19 protein-coding genes are annotated in these 15,711 nt (G+C 62.5%); all 19 read left to right on the forward strand.

Translation table 11 applies throughout. The annotated features are described in order from the left end of the window. The first annotated feature begins 24 nt into the window (after window positions 1–24). The 19 genes from rpoC to rplE all read left to right on the forward strand — a co-directional run bounded on the left by rpoC (window position 25) and on the right by rplE (window position 15,697). Window positions 25–4,239, forward strand: coding sequence for a DNA-directed RNA polymerase subunit beta' (rpoC, locus tag HNQ60_RS14480; RefSeq protein WP_184332965.1), 4,215 nt, complete (start codon window positions 25–27; stop codon window positions 4,237–4,239). A gap of 246 nt (window positions 4,240–4,485) precedes the next feature. Then, window positions 4,486–4,860: a 30S ribosomal protein S12 gene (rpsL, locus tag HNQ60_RS14485; RefSeq protein WP_184332968.1), complete on the forward strand. Its 375-nt coding sequence runs from the start codon at window positions 4,486–4,488 to the stop codon at window positions 4,858–4,860. Between the two features lie 44 nt (window positions 4,861–4,904). Next, a complete protein-coding gene (gene rpsG, locus HNQ60_RS14490; protein ID WP_184332970.1) occupies window positions 4,905–5,384 on the forward strand; it encodes a 30S ribosomal protein S7 in 480 nt (159 codons plus the stop codon). Window positions 5,385–5,437: 53 nt separating this feature from the next. Then, a complete protein-coding gene (gene fusA, locus HNQ60_RS14495; protein WP_184332972.1) occupies window positions 5,438–7,528 on the forward strand; it encodes an elongation factor G in 2,091 nt (696 codons plus the stop codon). Between the two features lie 50 nt (window positions 7,529–7,578). Beyond that, window positions 7,579–8,769: an elongation factor Tu gene (tuf, locus tag HNQ60_RS14500; protein WP_184332949.1), complete on the forward strand. Its 1,191-nt coding sequence runs from the start codon at window positions 7,579–7,581 to the stop codon at window positions 8,767–8,769. Window positions 8,770–8,878: 109 nt separating this feature from the next. After that, a complete protein-coding gene (rpsJ, locus tag HNQ60_RS14505; RefSeq protein WP_184332974.1) occupies window positions 8,879–9,190 on the forward strand; it encodes a 30S ribosomal protein S10 in 312 nt (103 codons plus the stop codon). 386 nt (window positions 9,191–9,576) lie between these two features. After that, entirely contained in the window at window positions 9,577–10,287 is a 711-nt protein-coding gene (gene rplC / locus HNQ60_RS14510; RefSeq protein WP_184332976.1) for a 50S ribosomal protein L3, read from the forward strand. 14 nt (window positions 10,288–10,301) lie between these two features. Continuing rightward, window positions 10,302–10,919: a 50S ribosomal protein L4 gene (gene rplD / locus HNQ60_RS14515; RefSeq protein ID WP_184332978.1), complete on the forward strand. Its 618-nt coding sequence runs from the start codon at window positions 10,302–10,304 to the stop codon at window positions 10,917–10,919. Further along, window positions 10,916–11,212: a 50S ribosomal protein L23 gene (gene rplW, locus HNQ60_RS14520; protein WP_184332980.1), complete on the forward strand. Its 297-nt coding sequence runs from the start codon at window positions 10,916–10,918 to the stop codon at window positions 11,210–11,212. Before rplD ends, rplW begins: the two co-directional genes overlap by 4 nt. 18 nt (window positions 11,213–11,230) lie before the next feature. Continuing rightward, window positions 11,231–12,055, forward strand: a complete 825-nt coding sequence (gene rplB / locus HNQ60_RS14525; protein ID WP_184332982.1) for a 50S ribosomal protein L2 — start codon at window positions 11,231–11,233, stop codon at window positions 12,053–12,055. A 14-nt stretch (window positions 12,056–12,069) separates the two neighbouring features. Beyond that, window positions 12,070–12,345 carry a 30S ribosomal protein S19 gene (rpsS, locus tag HNQ60_RS14530; protein WP_184332984.1) on the forward strand — a complete coding sequence of 92 codons (276 nt, stop codon included), beginning with the start codon at window positions 12,070–12,072 and terminating at the stop codon, window positions 12,343–12,345. 2 nt (window positions 12,346–12,347) lie between these two features. Beyond that, the gene (rplV, locus tag HNQ60_RS14535; protein ID WP_184332986.1) at window positions 12,348–12,689 is read left to right on the forward strand and encodes a 50S ribosomal protein L22; all 342 of its coding nucleotides are present in this window, start codon (window positions 12,348–12,350) and stop codon (window positions 12,687–12,689) included. Window positions 12,690–12,701: 12 nt separating this feature from the next. Beyond that, on the forward strand, window positions 12,702–13,406 hold the full coding sequence (rpsC, locus tag HNQ60_RS14540; protein ID WP_184332988.1) for a 30S ribosomal protein S3: 705 nt from the start codon (window positions 12,702–12,704) through the stop codon (window positions 13,404–13,406). Window positions 13,407–13,484: 78 nt separating this feature from the next. Then, window positions 13,485–13,898, forward strand: coding sequence for a 50S ribosomal protein L16 (rplP, locus tag HNQ60_RS14545; RefSeq protein WP_184332990.1), 414 nt, complete (start codon window positions 13,485–13,487; stop codon window positions 13,896–13,898). Between the two features lie 19 nt (window positions 13,899–13,917). Then, window positions 13,918–14,121 carry a 50S ribosomal protein L29 gene (gene rpmC, locus HNQ60_RS14550; RefSeq protein ID WP_184332992.1) on the forward strand — a complete coding sequence of 68 codons (204 nt, stop codon included), beginning with the start codon at window positions 13,918–13,920 and terminating at the stop codon, window positions 14,119–14,121. Between the two features lie 2 nt (window positions 14,122–14,123). Further along, a complete protein-coding gene (gene rpsQ / locus HNQ60_RS14555) occupies window positions 14,124–14,435 on the forward strand; it encodes a 30S ribosomal protein S17 (protein WP_184332994.1) in 312 nt (103 codons plus the stop codon). Next, a complete protein-coding gene (gene rplN, locus HNQ60_RS14560; protein WP_184332996.1) occupies window positions 14,432–14,800 on the forward strand; it encodes a 50S ribosomal protein L14 in 369 nt (122 codons plus the stop codon). Before rpsQ ends, rplN begins: the two co-directional genes overlap by 4 nt. A 24-nt stretch (window positions 14,801–14,824) precedes the next feature. Continuing rightward, window positions 14,825–15,139, forward strand: coding sequence for a 50S ribosomal protein L24 (gene rplX, locus HNQ60_RS14565; protein WP_184332998.1), 315 nt, complete (start codon window positions 14,825–14,827; stop codon window positions 15,137–15,139). Between the two features lie 12 nt (window positions 15,140–15,151). Continuing rightward, window positions 15,152–15,697 (forward strand): 50S ribosomal protein L5, encoded by a 546-nt coding sequence (rplE, locus tag HNQ60_RS14570; protein ID WP_184333000.1) that lies wholly within the window; start codon window positions 15,152–15,154, stop codon window positions 15,695–15,697. The last annotated feature ends 14 nt before the right edge of the window (window positions 15,698–15,711 follow it).

The following is a 15,711-nucleotide window of genomic DNA, read 5'->3' on the forward strand; positions in this document are numbered from 1 at the left end:
GTTTCACCCAATAGGTGACCTGAGATGAAAGATCTACTGAAGTTGTTCAAGCAGCAGGCTCCGGTCGAGAACTTCGACTCGATCCGCATCGGCCTCGCCTCGCCGGAAATGATCCGTTCGTGGTCGTACGGCGAAGTGAAGAAGCCGGAGACGATCAACTACCGTACGTTCAAGCCGGAACGCGACGGTCTTTTCTGCGCCAAGATCTTCGGACCGGTGAAGGACTACGAATGCTTGTGCGGCAAGTACAAGCGTCTGAAGCATCGTGGCGTGGTCTGCGAAAAGTGCGGCGTCGAAGTGACGCAGTCCAAGGTGCGCCGCGAGCGCATGGGCCACATCGAGCTCGCGAGCCCGACTGCCCACATCTGGTTCCTGAAGTCCCTGCCGTCGCGTATCGGCCTCATGCTCGACATGACGCTGCGCGAGATCGAGCGCGTGCTGTATTTCGAAGCATTCGTCGTCATCGAGCCGGGCATGACCGAGCTGCAGCGCGGCCAGCTGCTGACGGACGAGATGTACCTCGAAGCCATCGAAAAGCATGGCGACGAATTCGACGCCCGCATGGGTGCCGAGGCCGTGTTCGAGCTGCTCAAGTCCCTCGACCTCCAGGCTGAAGTGCTGAAGGTGCGCGAGGAGATCACGGGCACCAACTCCGAGACCAAGATCAAGCGCCTCACGAAGCGCCTGAAGCTCCTCGAGTCGTTCATCGAATCGGGCAACAAGCCGGAATGGATGGTGCTCACCGTTCTGCCGGTGCTGCCGCCGGATCTGCGTCCGCTGGTGCCGCTCGATGGCGGCCGCTTCGCGACGTCGGATCTCAACGACCTGTATCGCCGCGTCATCAACCGCAACAACCGCCTGCGCCGGCTCCTCGAGCTGAACGCGCCGGACATCATCGTGCGCAATGAAAAGCGCATGCTGCAGGAAGCGGTCGATGCGCTGCTCGACAACGGTCGCCGCGGCCGTGCGATCACCGGCACGAACAAGCGCCCGCTCAAGTCGCTCGCCGACATGATCAAGGGCAAGCAGGGTCGTTTCCGCCAGAACCTGCTGGGCAAGCGCGTCGACTACTCGGGCCGTTCGGTCATCGTGGTCGGTCCGACGCTGCGCCTGCACCAGTGCGGCCTGCCGAAGAAGATGGCGCTCGAGCTGTTCAAGCCGTTCATCTTCTCGAAGCTGCAGCTGCGTGGCGAAGCATCGACCATCAAGGCTGCGAAGCGCATGGTCGAGCGTGAAGGTCCGGAAGTCTGGGACATCCTCGAAGAGGTGATCCGCGAACATCCCGTGATGCTGAACCGCGCTCCGACGCTGCACCGTCTCGGCATCCAGGCGTTCGAGCCGGTGCTGATCGAAGGCAAGGCCATCCAGCTGCACCCGCTGGTCTGCACCGCGTTCAACGCCGACTTCGACGGTGACCAGATGGCCGTGCACGTTCCGCTGTCGCTGGAAGCACAGCTCGAAGCCCGTGCGCTGATGATGTCGTCGAACAACATCCTCTCGCCGGCGAACGGCGATCCGATCATCGTGCCGTCGCAGGACGTGGTTCTGGGTCTGTACTACATGACCCGCGAACGCGTGAATGCGAAGGGCGAGGGCATGGTCTTCGCGGACGTGCAGGAAGTGCACCGTGCGTACGAGAACCGTGTGGCCGAGCTCCAGGCGAAGGTCAAAGTGCGTGTGCTCGAGTACGTCCGCAACGAAGAAGGCGGATTCAATCCTCGTCACCGTGTCGTCGCCACGACCGTCGGTCGCTCGCTGCTGTCCGAGATCCTGCCGAAGGGCATGTCGTTCGATCTCGTGAACCGCGACATGACCAAGAAGGCGATCTCGGGCGTCATCAACGTCTGCTATCGCACGGTCGGTCTCAAGGAGACCGTCGTGTTCGCCGACCAGCTGATGTACACGGGCTTTGCCTATGCAACGCGCGCCGGCGTGTCGATCGGTGTCGACGACATGGTCGTGCCGCAGCAGAAGAGCAAGATCCTTGCGTCGGCCGAGCGGGAAGTGAAGGAGATCCAGGAGCAATACGCTTCGGGTCTGGTCACCAACGGCGAGCGCTACAACAAGGTCGTCGACATCTGGTCGCGTACCAACGATCAGGTCGCGAAGGCCATGATGGACAAGCTCGGCGTGGAAGACGCGACGAGCTCCTCCGGCCAGACGGTGCAGCAGAAGTCGTTCAACTCGATCTACATGATGGCCGACTCGGGCGCCCGCGGTAGCGCGGCCCAGATTCGTCAGCTCGCCGGTATGCGCGGCCTGATGGCCAAGCCGGACGGCTCCATCATCGAAACGCCCATCACGGCGAACTTCCGTGAAGGGTTGAACGCCATGCAGTACTTCATCTCGACGCACGGCGCTCGTAAGGGTCTGGCCGATACCGCGTTGAAGACCGCGAACTCCGGTTACCTGACGCGTCGTCTCGTCGACGTGGCGCAGGACCTGGTGGTCACCGAAGTCGATTGCGGCACCGAGAACGGTCTGGCGATGAGCCCGATCGTCGAAGGCGGCGACGTGGTCGAAGGTCTCGGCGAGCGCGTCCTCGGTCGCGTCGTCGCGGAAGCCGTGGTCAAGCCGGCCGACAATTCGGTCGTGATCCTCGAAGCGGGCACGCTGATCGACGAAAAGCTGGTCAAGCTGCTCGAGTCGGAAGGCGTCGATCAGGTGAAGGTCCGTTCGCCGATTACCTGCCGGACGCGCTACGGCGTGTGCGCGCAGTGCTACGGCCGCGACCTCGCGCGTGGTCACCGCATCAACATGGGTGAAGCTGTCGGCGTCATTGCCGCGCAGTCGATCGGCGAACCCGGCACGCAGCTCACGATGCGTACGTTCCACATCGGTGGTGCGGCGTCCCGAGCAGCAGCCGCGAACTCCGTCGAAGTGAAGGGCAAGGGCAGCGCCCGCCTGCACAACCTGAAGACCGTGCACCATGAGCGCGGCCACTGGGTTGCGGTTTCGCGTTCGGGCGAACTGGGTGTGATCGACGAGTTCGGCCGTGAGCGCGAGCGTTACAAGATCCCGTACGGCGCGTTCATCACCGTGAACGACGGCGATGCAGTCGCCGCTGGTCAGATCGTCGCGACCTGGGATCCGCACACTCACCCGGTCGTCACGGAAGTGGCCGGCTTGATGAAGTTCCAGGACTTCATCGACGGCATCACCGTGCAGAGCCAGGTCGACGAAGTGACCGGCCTGTCCAGCACCGTCGTGATGGATCCGAAGCAACGCAGCTCGAGCGGCAAGGACCTGCGTCCGGTCGTGCGCCTGGTGAACGCGAAGGGCAAGGAAGTGACCTTCGCCAACACGGACATCCCGGCTGTCTACGCGCTGCCCCCGGGCGCAATCGTCAGCCTGGAAGACGGCGCGAAGGTGTCGGTGGGTGACGTCATCGCACGTATTCCGCAGGAATCGTCGAAGACCCGCGACATCACCGGCGGTCTGCCGCGCGTCGCCGACCTGTTCGAGGCTCGCAAGCCGAAGGATTCAGCGATCCTGGCCGAGTACTCGGGCACGGTCAGCTACGGCAAGGAAACCAAGGGCAAGCGTCGTCTGATCATTACGGACGAGCAGAGCGAAAAGCACGAAGAGCTGATCCCGAAATGGCGTCATCTCAACGTGTTCGAAGGCGAGCAGGTCGAGCGTGGCGAAGTCATCGCCGACGGCGAGCCGAACCCGCACGACATCCTGCGCCTGCAGGGCGTCGAATCGCTGGCCAACTACCTGGTCCGTGAAATTCAGGACGTGTACCGCCTGCAGGGCGTGAAGATCAACGACAAGCACATCGAGGTGATCATTCGCCAGATGCTGCGCAAGGTCGAAGTCGCTCATACGGGCGATACGGCGCTCCTGCGCGGCGAGCAGCTGGATCGGTCCCGTGTGTCCGACGTCAACGAGCGGATCGCGGAGCAGGGCAAGATCGAGGCCCGGATCGAGCCGGTGCTGCTGGGTATCACCAAGGCGTCGCTGGCCACCGAGTCGTTCATCTCGGCGGCGTCGTTCCAGGAAACGACCCGCGTGCTGACCGAAGCGGCGGTTCGCGGCCTGAAGGACGACCTGCGCGGCCTGAAGGAGAACGTCATCGTCGGCCGGCTCATCCCGGCGGGTACGGGGTCGTTCTACCACCAGCGTCGTCGGCGCCGGAGCGATACGGGTACGGGCCGGGGCTTCATGGATATGGGCGGCGGCGGCGGCGATGCCGACGAGTCTGTGTCCGATGAGGCGGATGCCGCGGCGCAATAAGGCCGAAGATGCCGTCAGGGGGCTGGGTCAGGTCCGGGATGCCGGACCTTTAGGTAACCGCCTGACCCCTGACGGTTAATTTGGAGTCTGGTCGGGCTGTGATGCGGTTGACACTCCGGGGGCGCGTTCCTACAATCCCGCGCCCTTGATCAGCCGGCGTCCAGCGTAACCTCGCCGCTTATCGTGCAAATTTCACCCAGGCCGCCGAATGGCGGCCTCGTGTTTCTCTAAGGATCATCAAGTTATATGGCCACTGTCAGTCAGCTCGTTCGCAAGCCGCGGACCTCGGCAACGTATAAGACCAAGGTTCCCGCGCTGGCGGCCTGCCCGCAGAAGCGGGGTGTCTGCACTCGCGTGTACACCACTACGCCGAAGAAGCCGAACTCGGCGCTGCGTAAGGTCGCGAAGGTGCGTCTGACCAATGGCTTCGAAGTCATCAGCTACATCGGTGGCGAAGGTCACAACCTGCAGGAGCACTCGGTCGTGCTGATCCGCGGCGGCCGTGTCAAAGACCTGCCGGGTGTGCGCTACCACACCGTGCGCGGCACCCTGGACTGCGCCGGCGTGAACGAGCGTCGCCAGGGACGTTCGAAGTACGGCGCGAAGCGCCCCAAGAAGTGATCCTGCCGATCACTCTCATCCGTCACTAATTATTCGGTACCGTCATGTCCCGTAGAGCATCGGCCCCCACTCGCACCATCCTTCCGGATCCGCGCTTCAACAGCCTCCTGTTGGCGAAGTTCGTCAACATGGTGATGGATTCGGGCAAGAAGTCCGTCGCTGAGAGCATCGTTTACAGCGCGGTCGATCGCATCGCCGAGAAGACCGGTCGCGGCTCGGAGCAGTCGATCGAACTGCTGGCGCAGGCGCTCGACAACGTCAAGCCGACGGTCGAAGTGAAGAGCCGTCGCGTCGGCGGCGCGACCTATCAGGTTCCCGTGGAAGTGCGCGCGGCTCGTCGTCAGACGCTCGCAATGCGCTGGGTGATCGAAGCTGCGCTTGCTCGCAGCGAGAAATCGATGGCGCAGCGTCTCGCTGCCGAGCTGCTGGATGCCGCCGAGAATCGCGGCTCCGCCGTGCGCAAGCGCGAAGACGTGCACCGCATGGCTGACGCCAACAAGGCGTTCGCGCACTACCGCTGGTAAGCGCGCGCGGCCCGGCTTGAAAACAGGCGGGCTCGCCTTGAGGAACTGTCATCGTGGCACGTACAACTCCCATCGAGCGGTATCGAAATATCGGTATTTCCGCGCACATTGATGCGGGGAAGACGACCACGACTGAGCGCATCCTTTTCTACACGGGCGTTTCGCACAAGATCGGCGAAGTGCATGACGGTGCGGCCGTCATGGACTACATGGAACAGGAACAGGAGCGCGGCATCACCATCACTGCCGCTGCGACGACCTGCTTCTGGAAGGGGATGAACAACAACTTCCCCGAACACCGCATCAACATCATCGATACACCGGGCCACGTCGATTTCACGATCGAAGTGGAACGCAGCCTGCGCGTGCTGGACAGCGCGGTCGCTGTCTTCTGCGCGGTTGCCGGCGTGCAGCCGCAGTCGGAGACGGTGTGGCGGCAGATGAACAAGTACAAGGTGCCGCGCATCGCGTTCGTCAACAAGATGGACCGCGCTGGCGCCAACTTCCTGCGCTGTGTCGAGCAGATCAAGTCGCGCCTGCGTGGCGAGGCCGTTCCGATCCAGCTACCGATCGGAGCGGAAGACAAGTTCGTCGGCGTCGTCGATCTCATCCTCATGAAGGAGATCTGGTGGGACGACTCGACCCAGGGAATGAAGTTCGAGTACCGCGATATCCCGGCGGAAATGATGGACGAGTGCAAGGAATGGCGCGCCAAGATGATCGAGGCTGCTGCCGAAGCCAATGAAACGCTGCTGAACAAGTATCTCGAGTCGGGCGATCTGTCCCAGGCCGAGATCAAGCAGGGCCTGCGCGAGCGTTCGATCCGCAACGAGATCGTCGTGTGCATGTGCGGCTCCGCCTTCAAGAACAAAGGCGTGCAGGCGATGCTCGACGCGGTCGTGGAATTCATGCCGTCGCCGGTCGAGATGCCCCCCGTCAGAGGCACGTTGGCCGACGGTACCGAGGGCACGCGCAAAGCCGCTGACGAAGAGAAGTTCTCGGCGCTCGCATTCAAGATCCTGAACGACCCGTTCGTCGGTAACCTGACGTTCTTCCGCGTGTACTCCGGTGTGCTCAACTCGGGCGACACTGTGAGCAATCCCGGCAAGGGCAAGAAGGAGCGCATCGGTCGTTTGCTGCAGATGCATGCGAATGAGCGGAGCGAGATCAAGGAAGTTCGCGCGGGAGATATCGCCGCCGCGGTCGGTCTGAAAGACGTCATCACCGGCGATACGCTGTGTGACCCTGAAAGTGTCATTCAGCTCGAGAAGATGGACTTCCCGGAGCCGGTCATTTCCGTGGCCGTCGAGCCGAAGACCACTGTCGACCAGGAAAAGATGGGCATGGCGTTGCAGCGGCTGGCGAAGGAAGACCCTTCGTTCCGTCTGTCCACCGATGCCGAGTCCGGGCAGACGATCATTGCCGGCATGGGCGAGCTGCACCTGGAAATCATCGTCGATCGCATGAAGCGTGAGTTCAAGGTCGAAGCCAACGTCGGCAAGCCGATGGTGGCGTACCGCGAAACGATCCGCGCGAAGGTCGAGCAGGAAGGCAAGTTCGTGCGCCAGTCGGGCGGCCGCGGTCAGTACGGCCACGTATGGATCACGCTCGAACCCAGCGAGCCCGGTAAGGGCTACGAGTTCGTCAACGCGATCGTCGGCGGCACGGTGCCGAGGGAGTACATCCCGGCCGTCGACAAGGGCATCAAGGAAGCCACCGAGAACGGCGTTCTCGCGGGCTATCCGGTCGTGGACGTGAAGGCGACGTTGTTCGACGGCTCGTACCACGACGTCGACTCCAACGAAATGGCGTTCAAGATCGCGGGCAGCATGGCGTTCAAGGAAGCCATGTCGAAGGCCAAGCCGGTCATCCTCGAACCGATCATGCGGGTCGAGGTGGTGACGCCTGATGATTACTACGGGGACATCGTGGGCGACCTGAATCGTCGCCGCGGTCAGATCGTAGGCATGGAAGATTCGATTTCCGGCAAGGTGGTAACTGCTGAAGTGCCGCTTGCCGAGATGTTCCAGTATTCGACGTCCATGCGCTCCATGAGCCAGGGGCGTGCGACGTACACGATGGAATTCGCGAAGTACCAGGAAGTGCCGTCGAACGTGATGGCCGGCCTGACGCAGAAGTTTTGATTGAACCCCACCCTTGTTGCTGAGCTTTGATTTACTAGAGGATTGCCGCTGTGGCCAAAGAGAAGTTTGAACGCACGAAGCCGCATGTGAACGTAGGCACGATTGGTCACGTGGACCATGGCAAGACGACGTTGACGGCCGCGCTGACGAAGGTGATGGCGGAGAAGCACGGCGGTGAGTTCAAGGCGTACGACCAGATTGACAAGGCGCCTGAAGAGCGCGCTCGCGGTATCACGATCGCGACGGCGCACGTGGAGTACACCTCGGATGCGCGTCACTACGCGCACGTGGACTGCCCGGGGCACGCTGACTACGTGAAGAACATGATCACGGGCGCAGCGCAGATGGACGGTGCGATTCTGGTGGTTTCCGCGGCTGACGGCCCGATGCCGCAGACGCGTGAGCACATTCTGCTGGCTCGCCAGGTGGGCGTTCCGTACATCGTGGTGTTCCTGAACAAGGCGGACATGGTGGACGATGCGGAGCTTTTGGAGCTGGTGGAGATGGAAGTTCGCGAACTTCTGTCGAAGTACGAGTTCCCTGGCGACGACACGCCGATCGTGAAGGGTTCGGCGCTGAAGGCGCTGGAAGGCGATCAGAGCGAGATCGGGGTGCCTGCGGTGGTGAAGCTGGTGGCGGAGATGGACCGCTACATTCCGGTGCCGGAGCGTGCGATTGACGGTGCGTTCCTGATGCCTGTGGAAGACGTGTTCTCGATCTCTGGCCGCGGCACGGTGGTGACGGGTCGAATCGAGCGCGGGATCATCAAGGTGAACGACGAAATTGAGATCGTGGGCATCCGCGCGACGACGAAGACGACGTGCACGGGCGTTGAGATGTTCCGCAAGCTTTTGGACCAGGGTCAGGCGGGCGACAACGTGGGCGTGCTGTTGCGCGGCACGAAGCGCGAAGACGTGGAGCGCGGTCAGGTTCTGGCGAAGCCGGGCTCGATCACCCCGCACACGAAGTTCGAAGCTGAGATTTACGTTCTGACGAAGGAAGAGGGCGGCCGTCATACGCCGTTCTTCAAGGGCTACCGTCCGCAGTTTTACTTCCGCACGACGGACGTGACGGGTGCGGTGGAGCTGCCTGCGGGCGTCGAGATGGTGATGCCTGGCGACAACATCAAGATGACGGTTGAGCTGATCAGCCCGATCGCGATGGAAGACGGTCTGCGCTTCGCGATCCGCGAAGGCGGCAAGACGGTCGGTGCCGGCGTGGTGGCGAAGATCCTGAAGTAATGCATTAGCGGCTAGCCACTAGTCGGCAGCAGCTAGCCAGAAGGAGCGTTCCTCTGGCTAGCGGCTAGAAGCTAGGGGCTGGCGGCTCACTGAGTATCAAGAGACACATATGGCGAACCAGAACATCCGCATCAACCTGAAGGCTTTCGACCACAGGCTGATCGACAACTCCGCACGCGAAATCGTGGAGACGGCCAAGCGCACGGGTGCCACGGTTCGTGGTCCGGTGCCGCTGCCGACCAAGATGGAGCGTTTCACCGTCCTGGCCGCCCCCCATGGCGACAAGGACGCGCGGGACCAGTTCGAACTGCGCACCCATAAGCGCCTGATGGACATCTTGAACCCCACGGACAAGACCGTGGACGCGCTCATGAAGCTCGAACTGCCGGCCGGCGTGGACGTGCAGATCAAGCTGAACTGACGGCAGGGGAGGGCCGAATTTCGGCCCGATTGCCGTCATCCCCGCGAACGCGGGGATCCATCCGGCAATCCTTCTGGGTCCCCGCCTTCGCGGGGACACGTCGAGCTTGCAAAGCCGCTCGACGTGACTATAATTCGCGCCTCTTTTGCGCCGAGGCCTGGCCCTGACGGGGTACCGCTCGAGCGGCATGACCGGGAAAACCTTACCGGTCGGCCTCTCCGTGGAATCCCTCCTTCGCCAGTCCCCACTGCCCTGAGCCGTTTGTTCAGGGGCGCAGACCGGGTTTTGAGCAGCGTCGGCAACGTTCGGCGCTAACGGTCGGCAGATAGTTTTTGAATTGCAGCCTCTGGCCAATCGCAGCCGGGGCGAACAACGAGGACATTACGATGAGCGCTACCAGGACCGTGGGTCTGGTCGGTCGTAAAGCCGGTATGACTCGCGTTTTCAACGACGCGGGTGAAGCAGTACCGGTGACCGTGATCGAGGCTCTGCCGAACCGCGTTACGCAGGTTCGCACGCCCGAAGCTGACGGCTATCGCGCCGTTCAGGTTGCTTTCGGCAACCGCAAGGCTTCCCATGTGAGCAAGCCGCAGGCCGGGCACTATGCCAAGGTCAAGGTCGCTCCTGGCACTTCGCTGGTCGAGTTCCGCCTCACCGGCGATCAGGGCAAGGACCTGGTTGCGGGCAGCGAGCTCAAGGTCGACCTCTTCCAGGTCGGTCAGATCGTCGACGTCACCGGTACGACGATCGGTAAAGGCTTCGCGGGCACCATGAAGCGCCACAACTTCGGCGGTCTGCCTGCGACCCACGGCGTGTCCGTGTCGCACCGTTCGCCGGGCTCCATCGGTCAGCGCCAGACTCCGGGTCGCGTCTTCCGCGGCAAGCGCATGTCCGGTCACATGGGTGTGCAGCGCCGGACGATCGAAAACCTCCAGGTTGTTCGCGTCGACGCAGAACGCAATCTCCTCCTGATCCGCGGTGCCATTCCGGGTGCTCCGGGCGGTGAAGTCATCGTCCGTCCGTCCGTGAAGGCAGCTCGTCAGGCCGCCAGAAAGCGCAAGGCTCCTGTGGCGAAGGCCGCACCGGCCAAGAAGTAAGGCAGTAGACCGCCATGAAGCTCAAGCTTGTAGCGAAGGGTGCGCAGTCGCAGGAAGTCCAGGTATCGGACGCGACGTTCGCGCGTGAATACAACGAGTCGCTGGTGCACCAGGTCGTCGTGGCCTACCGGAATGCCGGTCGTGCGGGCACCAAGGCTCAGAAGTCGCGCGCTGAAGTCAGCGGCGGCGGCAAGAAGCCGTGGGGCCAGAAGGGTACCGGCCAGGCGCGTGCCGGCTCGATCCGCAGCCCGATCTGGGTAGGTGGCGGCAAGGCGTTCGCAGCGAAGCCGCGCGACTACGACCAGAAGGTCAACCGCAAGATGTATCGCGCGGCGCTGCAGGTCGTGCTGTCCGAGCTGGCTCGGCAGAACCGCCTGTCCGTCGTCAACGGCATCGAGCTCGAAGCGCCGAAGACCAAGCTGCTCGTGTCGCAACTCAAGGATCTCGGCGTCGGCGACGACGTGCTGGTCCTGGTCGAAGCGCATGACGAGAAGCTCGATCTCGCGTCGCGCAATCTCCCGTACGTCAACGTGCTGCCGGTGAGCGCTGTCGATCCGGTCAGCCTGGTGCGTCACAAGAACGTGCTCGCCACCGTCGGTGCGGTACGTCTGCTCGAAGAGAGGCTCGCATGAGTCAGGAAAGATTGATGTCCGTGCTGCTCGGGCCGCACGTGTCTGAAAAGAGCGCCCGCGTCGCCGAGGCGAATCAGTTCGTGTTTCGCGTGCGTCGCGATGCGAGCCGGCCTGAAGTGAAGGCGGCTGTCGAGCTGATGTTCGAAGTGAAGGTTGCCAACGTCAACATCGTGAATGTCGGCGGCAAGCAGAAGCGCTTCGGCCAGCGGCTGGGTCAGCGTCAGGACTTCAAGAAGGCCTATGTGCGTCTTGCCCCTGGCCAGAGCATCGATTTCTCCGGCGCTGACGCCTGAGTTTAAGGATCAGTCATCATGGCGTTGATCAAAGCAAAACCGACGTCGCCCGGCCGGCGTTTCCAGGTCTCGATCTCCCGCTCGCACCTGCACAAGGGCGCGCCGGAAGCATCGCTGGTCGTTCACAAGAACCGCACGGGCGCGCGTAACAACTACGGCCGCCAGACCGTCCGTCATCAGGGCGGCGGCCACAAGCAAAAGTACCGTCTGGTCGACTTCCTTCGCAACAAGGATGGCGTGCCGGGCAAGGTCGAGCGGATCGAATACGATCCCAATCGCACCGCGCACCTCGCTCTCGTGCTCTATGCCGACGGCGAGCGTCGCTACATCATCGCGCCGAAGGGCGTGGTGGCGGGCGACACCGTTCTGTCGGGTGCTGAAGCCCCGATCAAGGCGGGCAACACGCTGCAGCTGCGCAACATTCCAATCGGCACGACGATTCACTGCGTCGAGTTGAAGCCTGGCCGTGGCGCGCAGATCGCTCGCAGCGCCGGCGGCTCCGCTCAGCTCGCGGCGCGCGAAGGTTCGTACGCGACGATCCGTCTGCGTTCGACCGAAATGCGCAAGGTCCACATCGATTGCCGCGCCACCATCGGTGAAGTGGCGAACGACGAACACAACCTGCGCAGCTACGGCAAAGCAGGTGCCATCCGCTGGCGTGGTATCCGCCCGACGGTCCGCGGTGTCGTCATGAACCCGGTCGATCACCCGCACGGTGGTGGTGAAGGTAAGTCCGGCCAGGGTAATCCGCATCCGGTGAGCCCGTGGGGTTGGAACACCAAGGGCAAGAAGACGCGTCGCAACAAGCGCACGGCAGGCATGATCCTGCGTCGACGTAACTAATTGAGGAGCTGACAGTGCCTCGTTCGATCAAGAAGGGTCCGTTCGTCGACCTGCACCTCGCCAAGAAGGTGCGCGTTGCCGCCGAGAAGAACGATCGTCGTCCGATCAAGACCTGGTCGCGCCGCTCGATGATTCTGCCGGACATGGTTGGCCTGACGATTGCCGTTCACAACGGCCGTCAGCACATCCCCGTGCTCGTCTCGGAAAACATGGTCGGCCACAAGCTGGGTGAATTCGCGCCGACGCGGACGTTCAAGTCCCACTCGGGCGACAAGAAGGCGGGAGCCTGATCATGCAAGTCGCTGCCAAACTGAAGTACGCGCGGATTTCCCCGCAGAAGGTCCGCCTCATCGCCGACATGGTCCGCGGTGCGCCGGTCGGAAAGGCGTTGAATACGCTGCGCTTCACTCCCAAGAAGGGTGCGGAGCTGGTGCTCAAGGTTCTCGAGTCCGCGATCGCGAACGCCGAGAACAACCTGAGCGCCGATGTGGACGAGTTGAAAGTGCAGACGATTACGGTCGATGCCGCACCGGTGCTGAAGCGCTTTGCCGCTCGCGCCAAGGGCCGCGGCACGCGGATCTGGAAGCGCAACAGTCACATCATCGTGACGGTCGGCGACGGCAAGACGGAATAAGGCGAGCTCACTATGGGTCAGAAAGTCAATCCGATCGGTTTTCGCCTCGGCATCACGCGCGACTGGACTTCGAAGTGGTACGCATCCACCAAGAATTTCCCGGCGCACGTCTATACCGACCACCTCGTTCGTGAGTTTCTGAAGAAGAAGCTCGTCGAAGCGTCCGTGAGCCGCGTTCAGATCGAACGCGCCGCTCGCAAGGTCAACATCACGATCCACACGGCACGTCCGGGCATCGTGATCGGCAAGAAGGGCGAGGACATCGAGAAGCTGCGCGGACAGGTCGCGAAGATCATGAAGATGCCGGCCGGTGACGTCCGCATCAATATCTCCGAGATCCGCAAGCCGGAGCTCGATGCGCAGCTCGTTGCCGACGGTATCGCTCAGCAGCTCGAGCGCCGCGTGATGTTCCGTCGTGCCATGAAGCGCGCTGTGACGAACACGATGCGTATCGGTGCCCTGGGCATCAAGGTGCGCGCTTCGGGTCGTCTGAACGGATCGGAAATCGCACGTACCGAGGTGTACCGCGAAGGTCGCGTTCCGCTTCACACACTGCGCGCTGAGATCGATTACGGCCTCGCGGAAGCGAAGACCACGTACGGCATCATCGGCGTGAAGGTCTGGATCTTCAAGGGCGAAGTCTTCAACCAGCCGGATGTGGCTGTGAGCGAGACGACTGACGCCCAGGCCGCGGCACCGACGGAGGCGACGGCCTAAGACCGGCGACTGGCGATCGGCGACTGGCATCTGGCCAGAAGCCAACAGCCAGCAGCCAGTAGCCCGAGTGAAACGACAATGATGCAACCAAAACGAACCAAGTACCGCAAGGCGTTCAAGGGCCGCAATGCCGGCCTCGCGCAGGGCGGCAACTACGTGGCGTTCGGCGACTTCGGTCTGAAGGCGACCAGCCGTGCGCGCATGACTTCGCGCGAGCTCGAAGCAGCTCGTCGGGCGATGACGCGCTACGTGAAGCGCGGCGGCCAGATCTGGGTGCGCGTGTTCCCGGACCTGCCGATTTCGAAGAAGCCTCTCGAAGTCCGAATGGGCAGCGGCAAGGGCAACGTCGAGTACTACGTGGCCAAAGTGAAGCCCGGCAAGGTGCTGTTCGAGATGGAAGGTGTGACCGAAGCGATCGCGCGCGAAGCGTTCCGTCTCGCGGCGTCGAAGCTCTCCGTCGACACGCAGTTCGTCACGCGCCAGGTGCGCTGATTTTTGCAGGTTACGAACAATGAGCGCCAAAGATCTCCGTACGAAGTCCGCCGCAGAGCTGCAGAAAGAGCTGCTCGATCTGCGCCGCGAACAATTCAATCTGCGCATGGCACGGGCGACCGGCCAGGCGGCCAAGCCGGATCAGTTCAGCAAGGTCCGCCGCAACATCGCGCGCCTGAAGACAGTGCAGGGCGAGCAGCGTCGCGCTGCCAAGGGTAAGTGAGCATGAGCAAGCAAGCGAAGCCGGCGGCTCCGGCGCCCGAAGAGAAGGTCGCCAAGACCATCACGGGCAAGGTCGTCAGCAACAAGATGGAAAAGACCATCACCGTCGTCGTCGAGCGTTACGAGCCGCATCCCCGATACGGCAAGTACATGCGCCGCACGACGCGCCTGCTGGCTCACGATGAGAACAACGAGAGCCGCGAAGGCGATGTCGTTGCGATCCAGGAGTGCCGGCCGCTGTCGCGCCGCAAGAACTTCCGCCTGGTGCGCGTCATCAGCCGTGCAGACCAGACCGCAGGAGAAGCAACGCCATGATCCAGATGCAAACGTTGCTGAATGCCGCTGACAACAGCGGCGCCCGCAGCCTGATGTGCATCAAGGTGCTGGGCGGCTCGAAGCGTCGCTACGCCACCGTCGGCGACGTGATCAAAGTCAGCGTCCGCGATGCGATTCCGCGCGGCAAGGTGAAGAAGGGCGAGGTGTATGACGCCGTCGTCGTTCGCACCAAGTTCGGCGTGCGTCGTCCGGACGGTTCGATGATCCGTTTCGACGGCAACGCCGCCGTGCTGCTGAACCCGAAGCTCGAGCCGATCGGCACTCGTATCTTCGGACCGGTGACGCGCGAACTGCGTACGTCGCAGTTCATGAAGATCATCTCGCTGGCACCTGAAGTGCTGTAAGCCGGCCAGGTAAAGGGTTTACGTATGAACAAGATTCGCAAGGGCGACGAAGTCGTGATCACGACCGGCCGTGACAAGGGCCGGCGCGGCACCGTCATCAAGACTCTCGAAGGCAAGGTTGTCGTCGAGAACGTCAACATGGTGAAGCGGCACACGAAGCCGAACCCGCAGCGCAACGTGCAGGGCGGCATCGTCGAGAAGGAAGCCGCGATCGACCTGTCGAACGTGGCGCTGTGGAATCCCGCAACGAAGAAGGGCGACCGCGTCGGCATCCGTACGCTCGCCGACGGCCGCAAGGTGCGCTTCTTCAAGTCCAACAACGAAGTTGTGGACGCCTGAAGGTAAACGAACATGGCAAGTGCAAGACTGCAAGAGCATTACCGCGACAAGATCGTCCCCGAGCTCCAGAAGAGCCTCGGCGTGGCGAACATCATGCAGGTACCGAAGATCACCAAGATCACGGTCAACATGGGCGTGGGCGAAGCCGTTGCCGACAAGAAGATCATGGATAACGCCGTGGCGGATCTGACCAAGATCACCGGGCAGAAGCCGCTGGTCACTCGGTCGCGCAAGTCGGTTGCGACGTTCAAGCTGCGTGACGGCCTCGCGATCGGTTGCAAGGTGACTCTGCGCGGCGCGCGCATGTATGAGTTCCTCGACCGGCTGGTCAACATCGCGATGCCGCGTATCCGCGACTTCCGCGGCGTGAGCGCGCGTTCCTTCGACGGCCAGGGCAACTACAACTTCGGCGTGAAGGAACAGATCATTTTCCCGGAGATCGCGTACGACCAGATCGATGCGATCCGGGGCATGGACATCACCATCACGACGACGGCACCGGACGACAAGAGTGGTCGTGCGTTGCTCGAAGCGTTCAATTTTCCGTTCCGCAAGTAAGGCGACAGGGCGAA

It is taken from the genome of Povalibacter uvarum, from assembly GCF_014202975.1.
In the GTDB taxonomy this organism is placed as follows: Bacteria; Pseudomonadota; Gammaproteobacteria; order Steroidobacterales; family Steroidobacteraceae; genus Steroidobacter; species Steroidobacter uvarum.

Bases quoted from the DNA above. Each gene is read 5' to 3' on its own strand.
- rpsG (WP_184332970.1), top strand. From the start codon at position 4,905: ATGTCCCGTAGAGCATCGGCCCCCACTCGCACCATCCTTCCGGATCCG.
- rplE (WP_184333000.1), top strand. From the start codon at position 15,152: ATGGCAAGTGCAAGACTGCAAGAGCATTACCGCGACAAGATCGTCCCC.
- rplW (WP_184332980.1), top strand. From the start codon at position 10,916: ATGAGTCAGGAAAGATTGATGTCCGTGCTGCTCGGGCCGCACGTGTCT.
- rplX (WP_184332998.1), top strand. From the start codon at position 14,825: ATGAACAAGATTCGCAAGGGCGACGAAGTCGTGATCACGACCGGCCGT.
- rpsQ (WP_184332994.1), top strand. From the start codon at position 14,124: ATGAGCAAGCAAGCGAAGCCGGCGGCTCCGGCGCCCGAAGAGAAGGTC.
- rplD (WP_184332978.1), top strand. From the start codon at position 10,302: ATGAAGCTCAAGCTTGTAGCGAAGGGTGCGCAGTCGCAGGAAGTCCAG.
- rpoC (WP_184332965.1), top strand. From the start codon at position 25: ATGAAAGATCTACTGAAGTTGTTCAAGCAGCAGGCTCCGGTCGAGAAC.
- rplV (WP_184332986.1), top strand. From the start codon at position 12,348: ATGCAAGTCGCTGCCAAACTGAAGTACGCGCGGATTTCCCCGCAGAAG.
- rplC (WP_184332976.1), top strand. From the start codon at position 9,577: ATGAGCGCTACCAGGACCGTGGGTCTGGTCGGTCGTAAAGCCGGTATG.
- rplB (WP_184332982.1), top strand. From the start codon at position 11,231: ATGGCGTTGATCAAAGCAAAACCGACGTCGCCCGGCCGGCGTTTCCAG.
- rplP (WP_184332990.1), top strand. From the start codon at position 13,485: ATGATGCAACCAAAACGAACCAAGTACCGCAAGGCGTTCAAGGGCCGC.
- rpsJ (WP_184332974.1), top strand. From the start codon at position 8,879: ATGGCGAACCAGAACATCCGCATCAACCTGAAGGCTTTCGACCACAGG.
- rpsC (WP_184332988.1), top strand. From the start codon at position 12,702: ATGGGTCAGAAAGTCAATCCGATCGGTTTTCGCCTCGGCATCACGCGC.
- rpmC (WP_184332992.1), top strand. From the start codon at position 13,918: ATGAGCGCCAAAGATCTCCGTACGAAGTCCGCCGCAGAGCTGCAGAAA.
- rpsL (WP_184332968.1), top strand. From the start codon at position 4,486: ATGGCCACTGTCAGTCAGCTCGTTCGCAAGCCGCGGACCTCGGCAACG.
- rplN (WP_184332996.1), top strand. From the start codon at position 14,432: ATGATCCAGATGCAAACGTTGCTGAATGCCGCTGACAACAGCGGCGCC.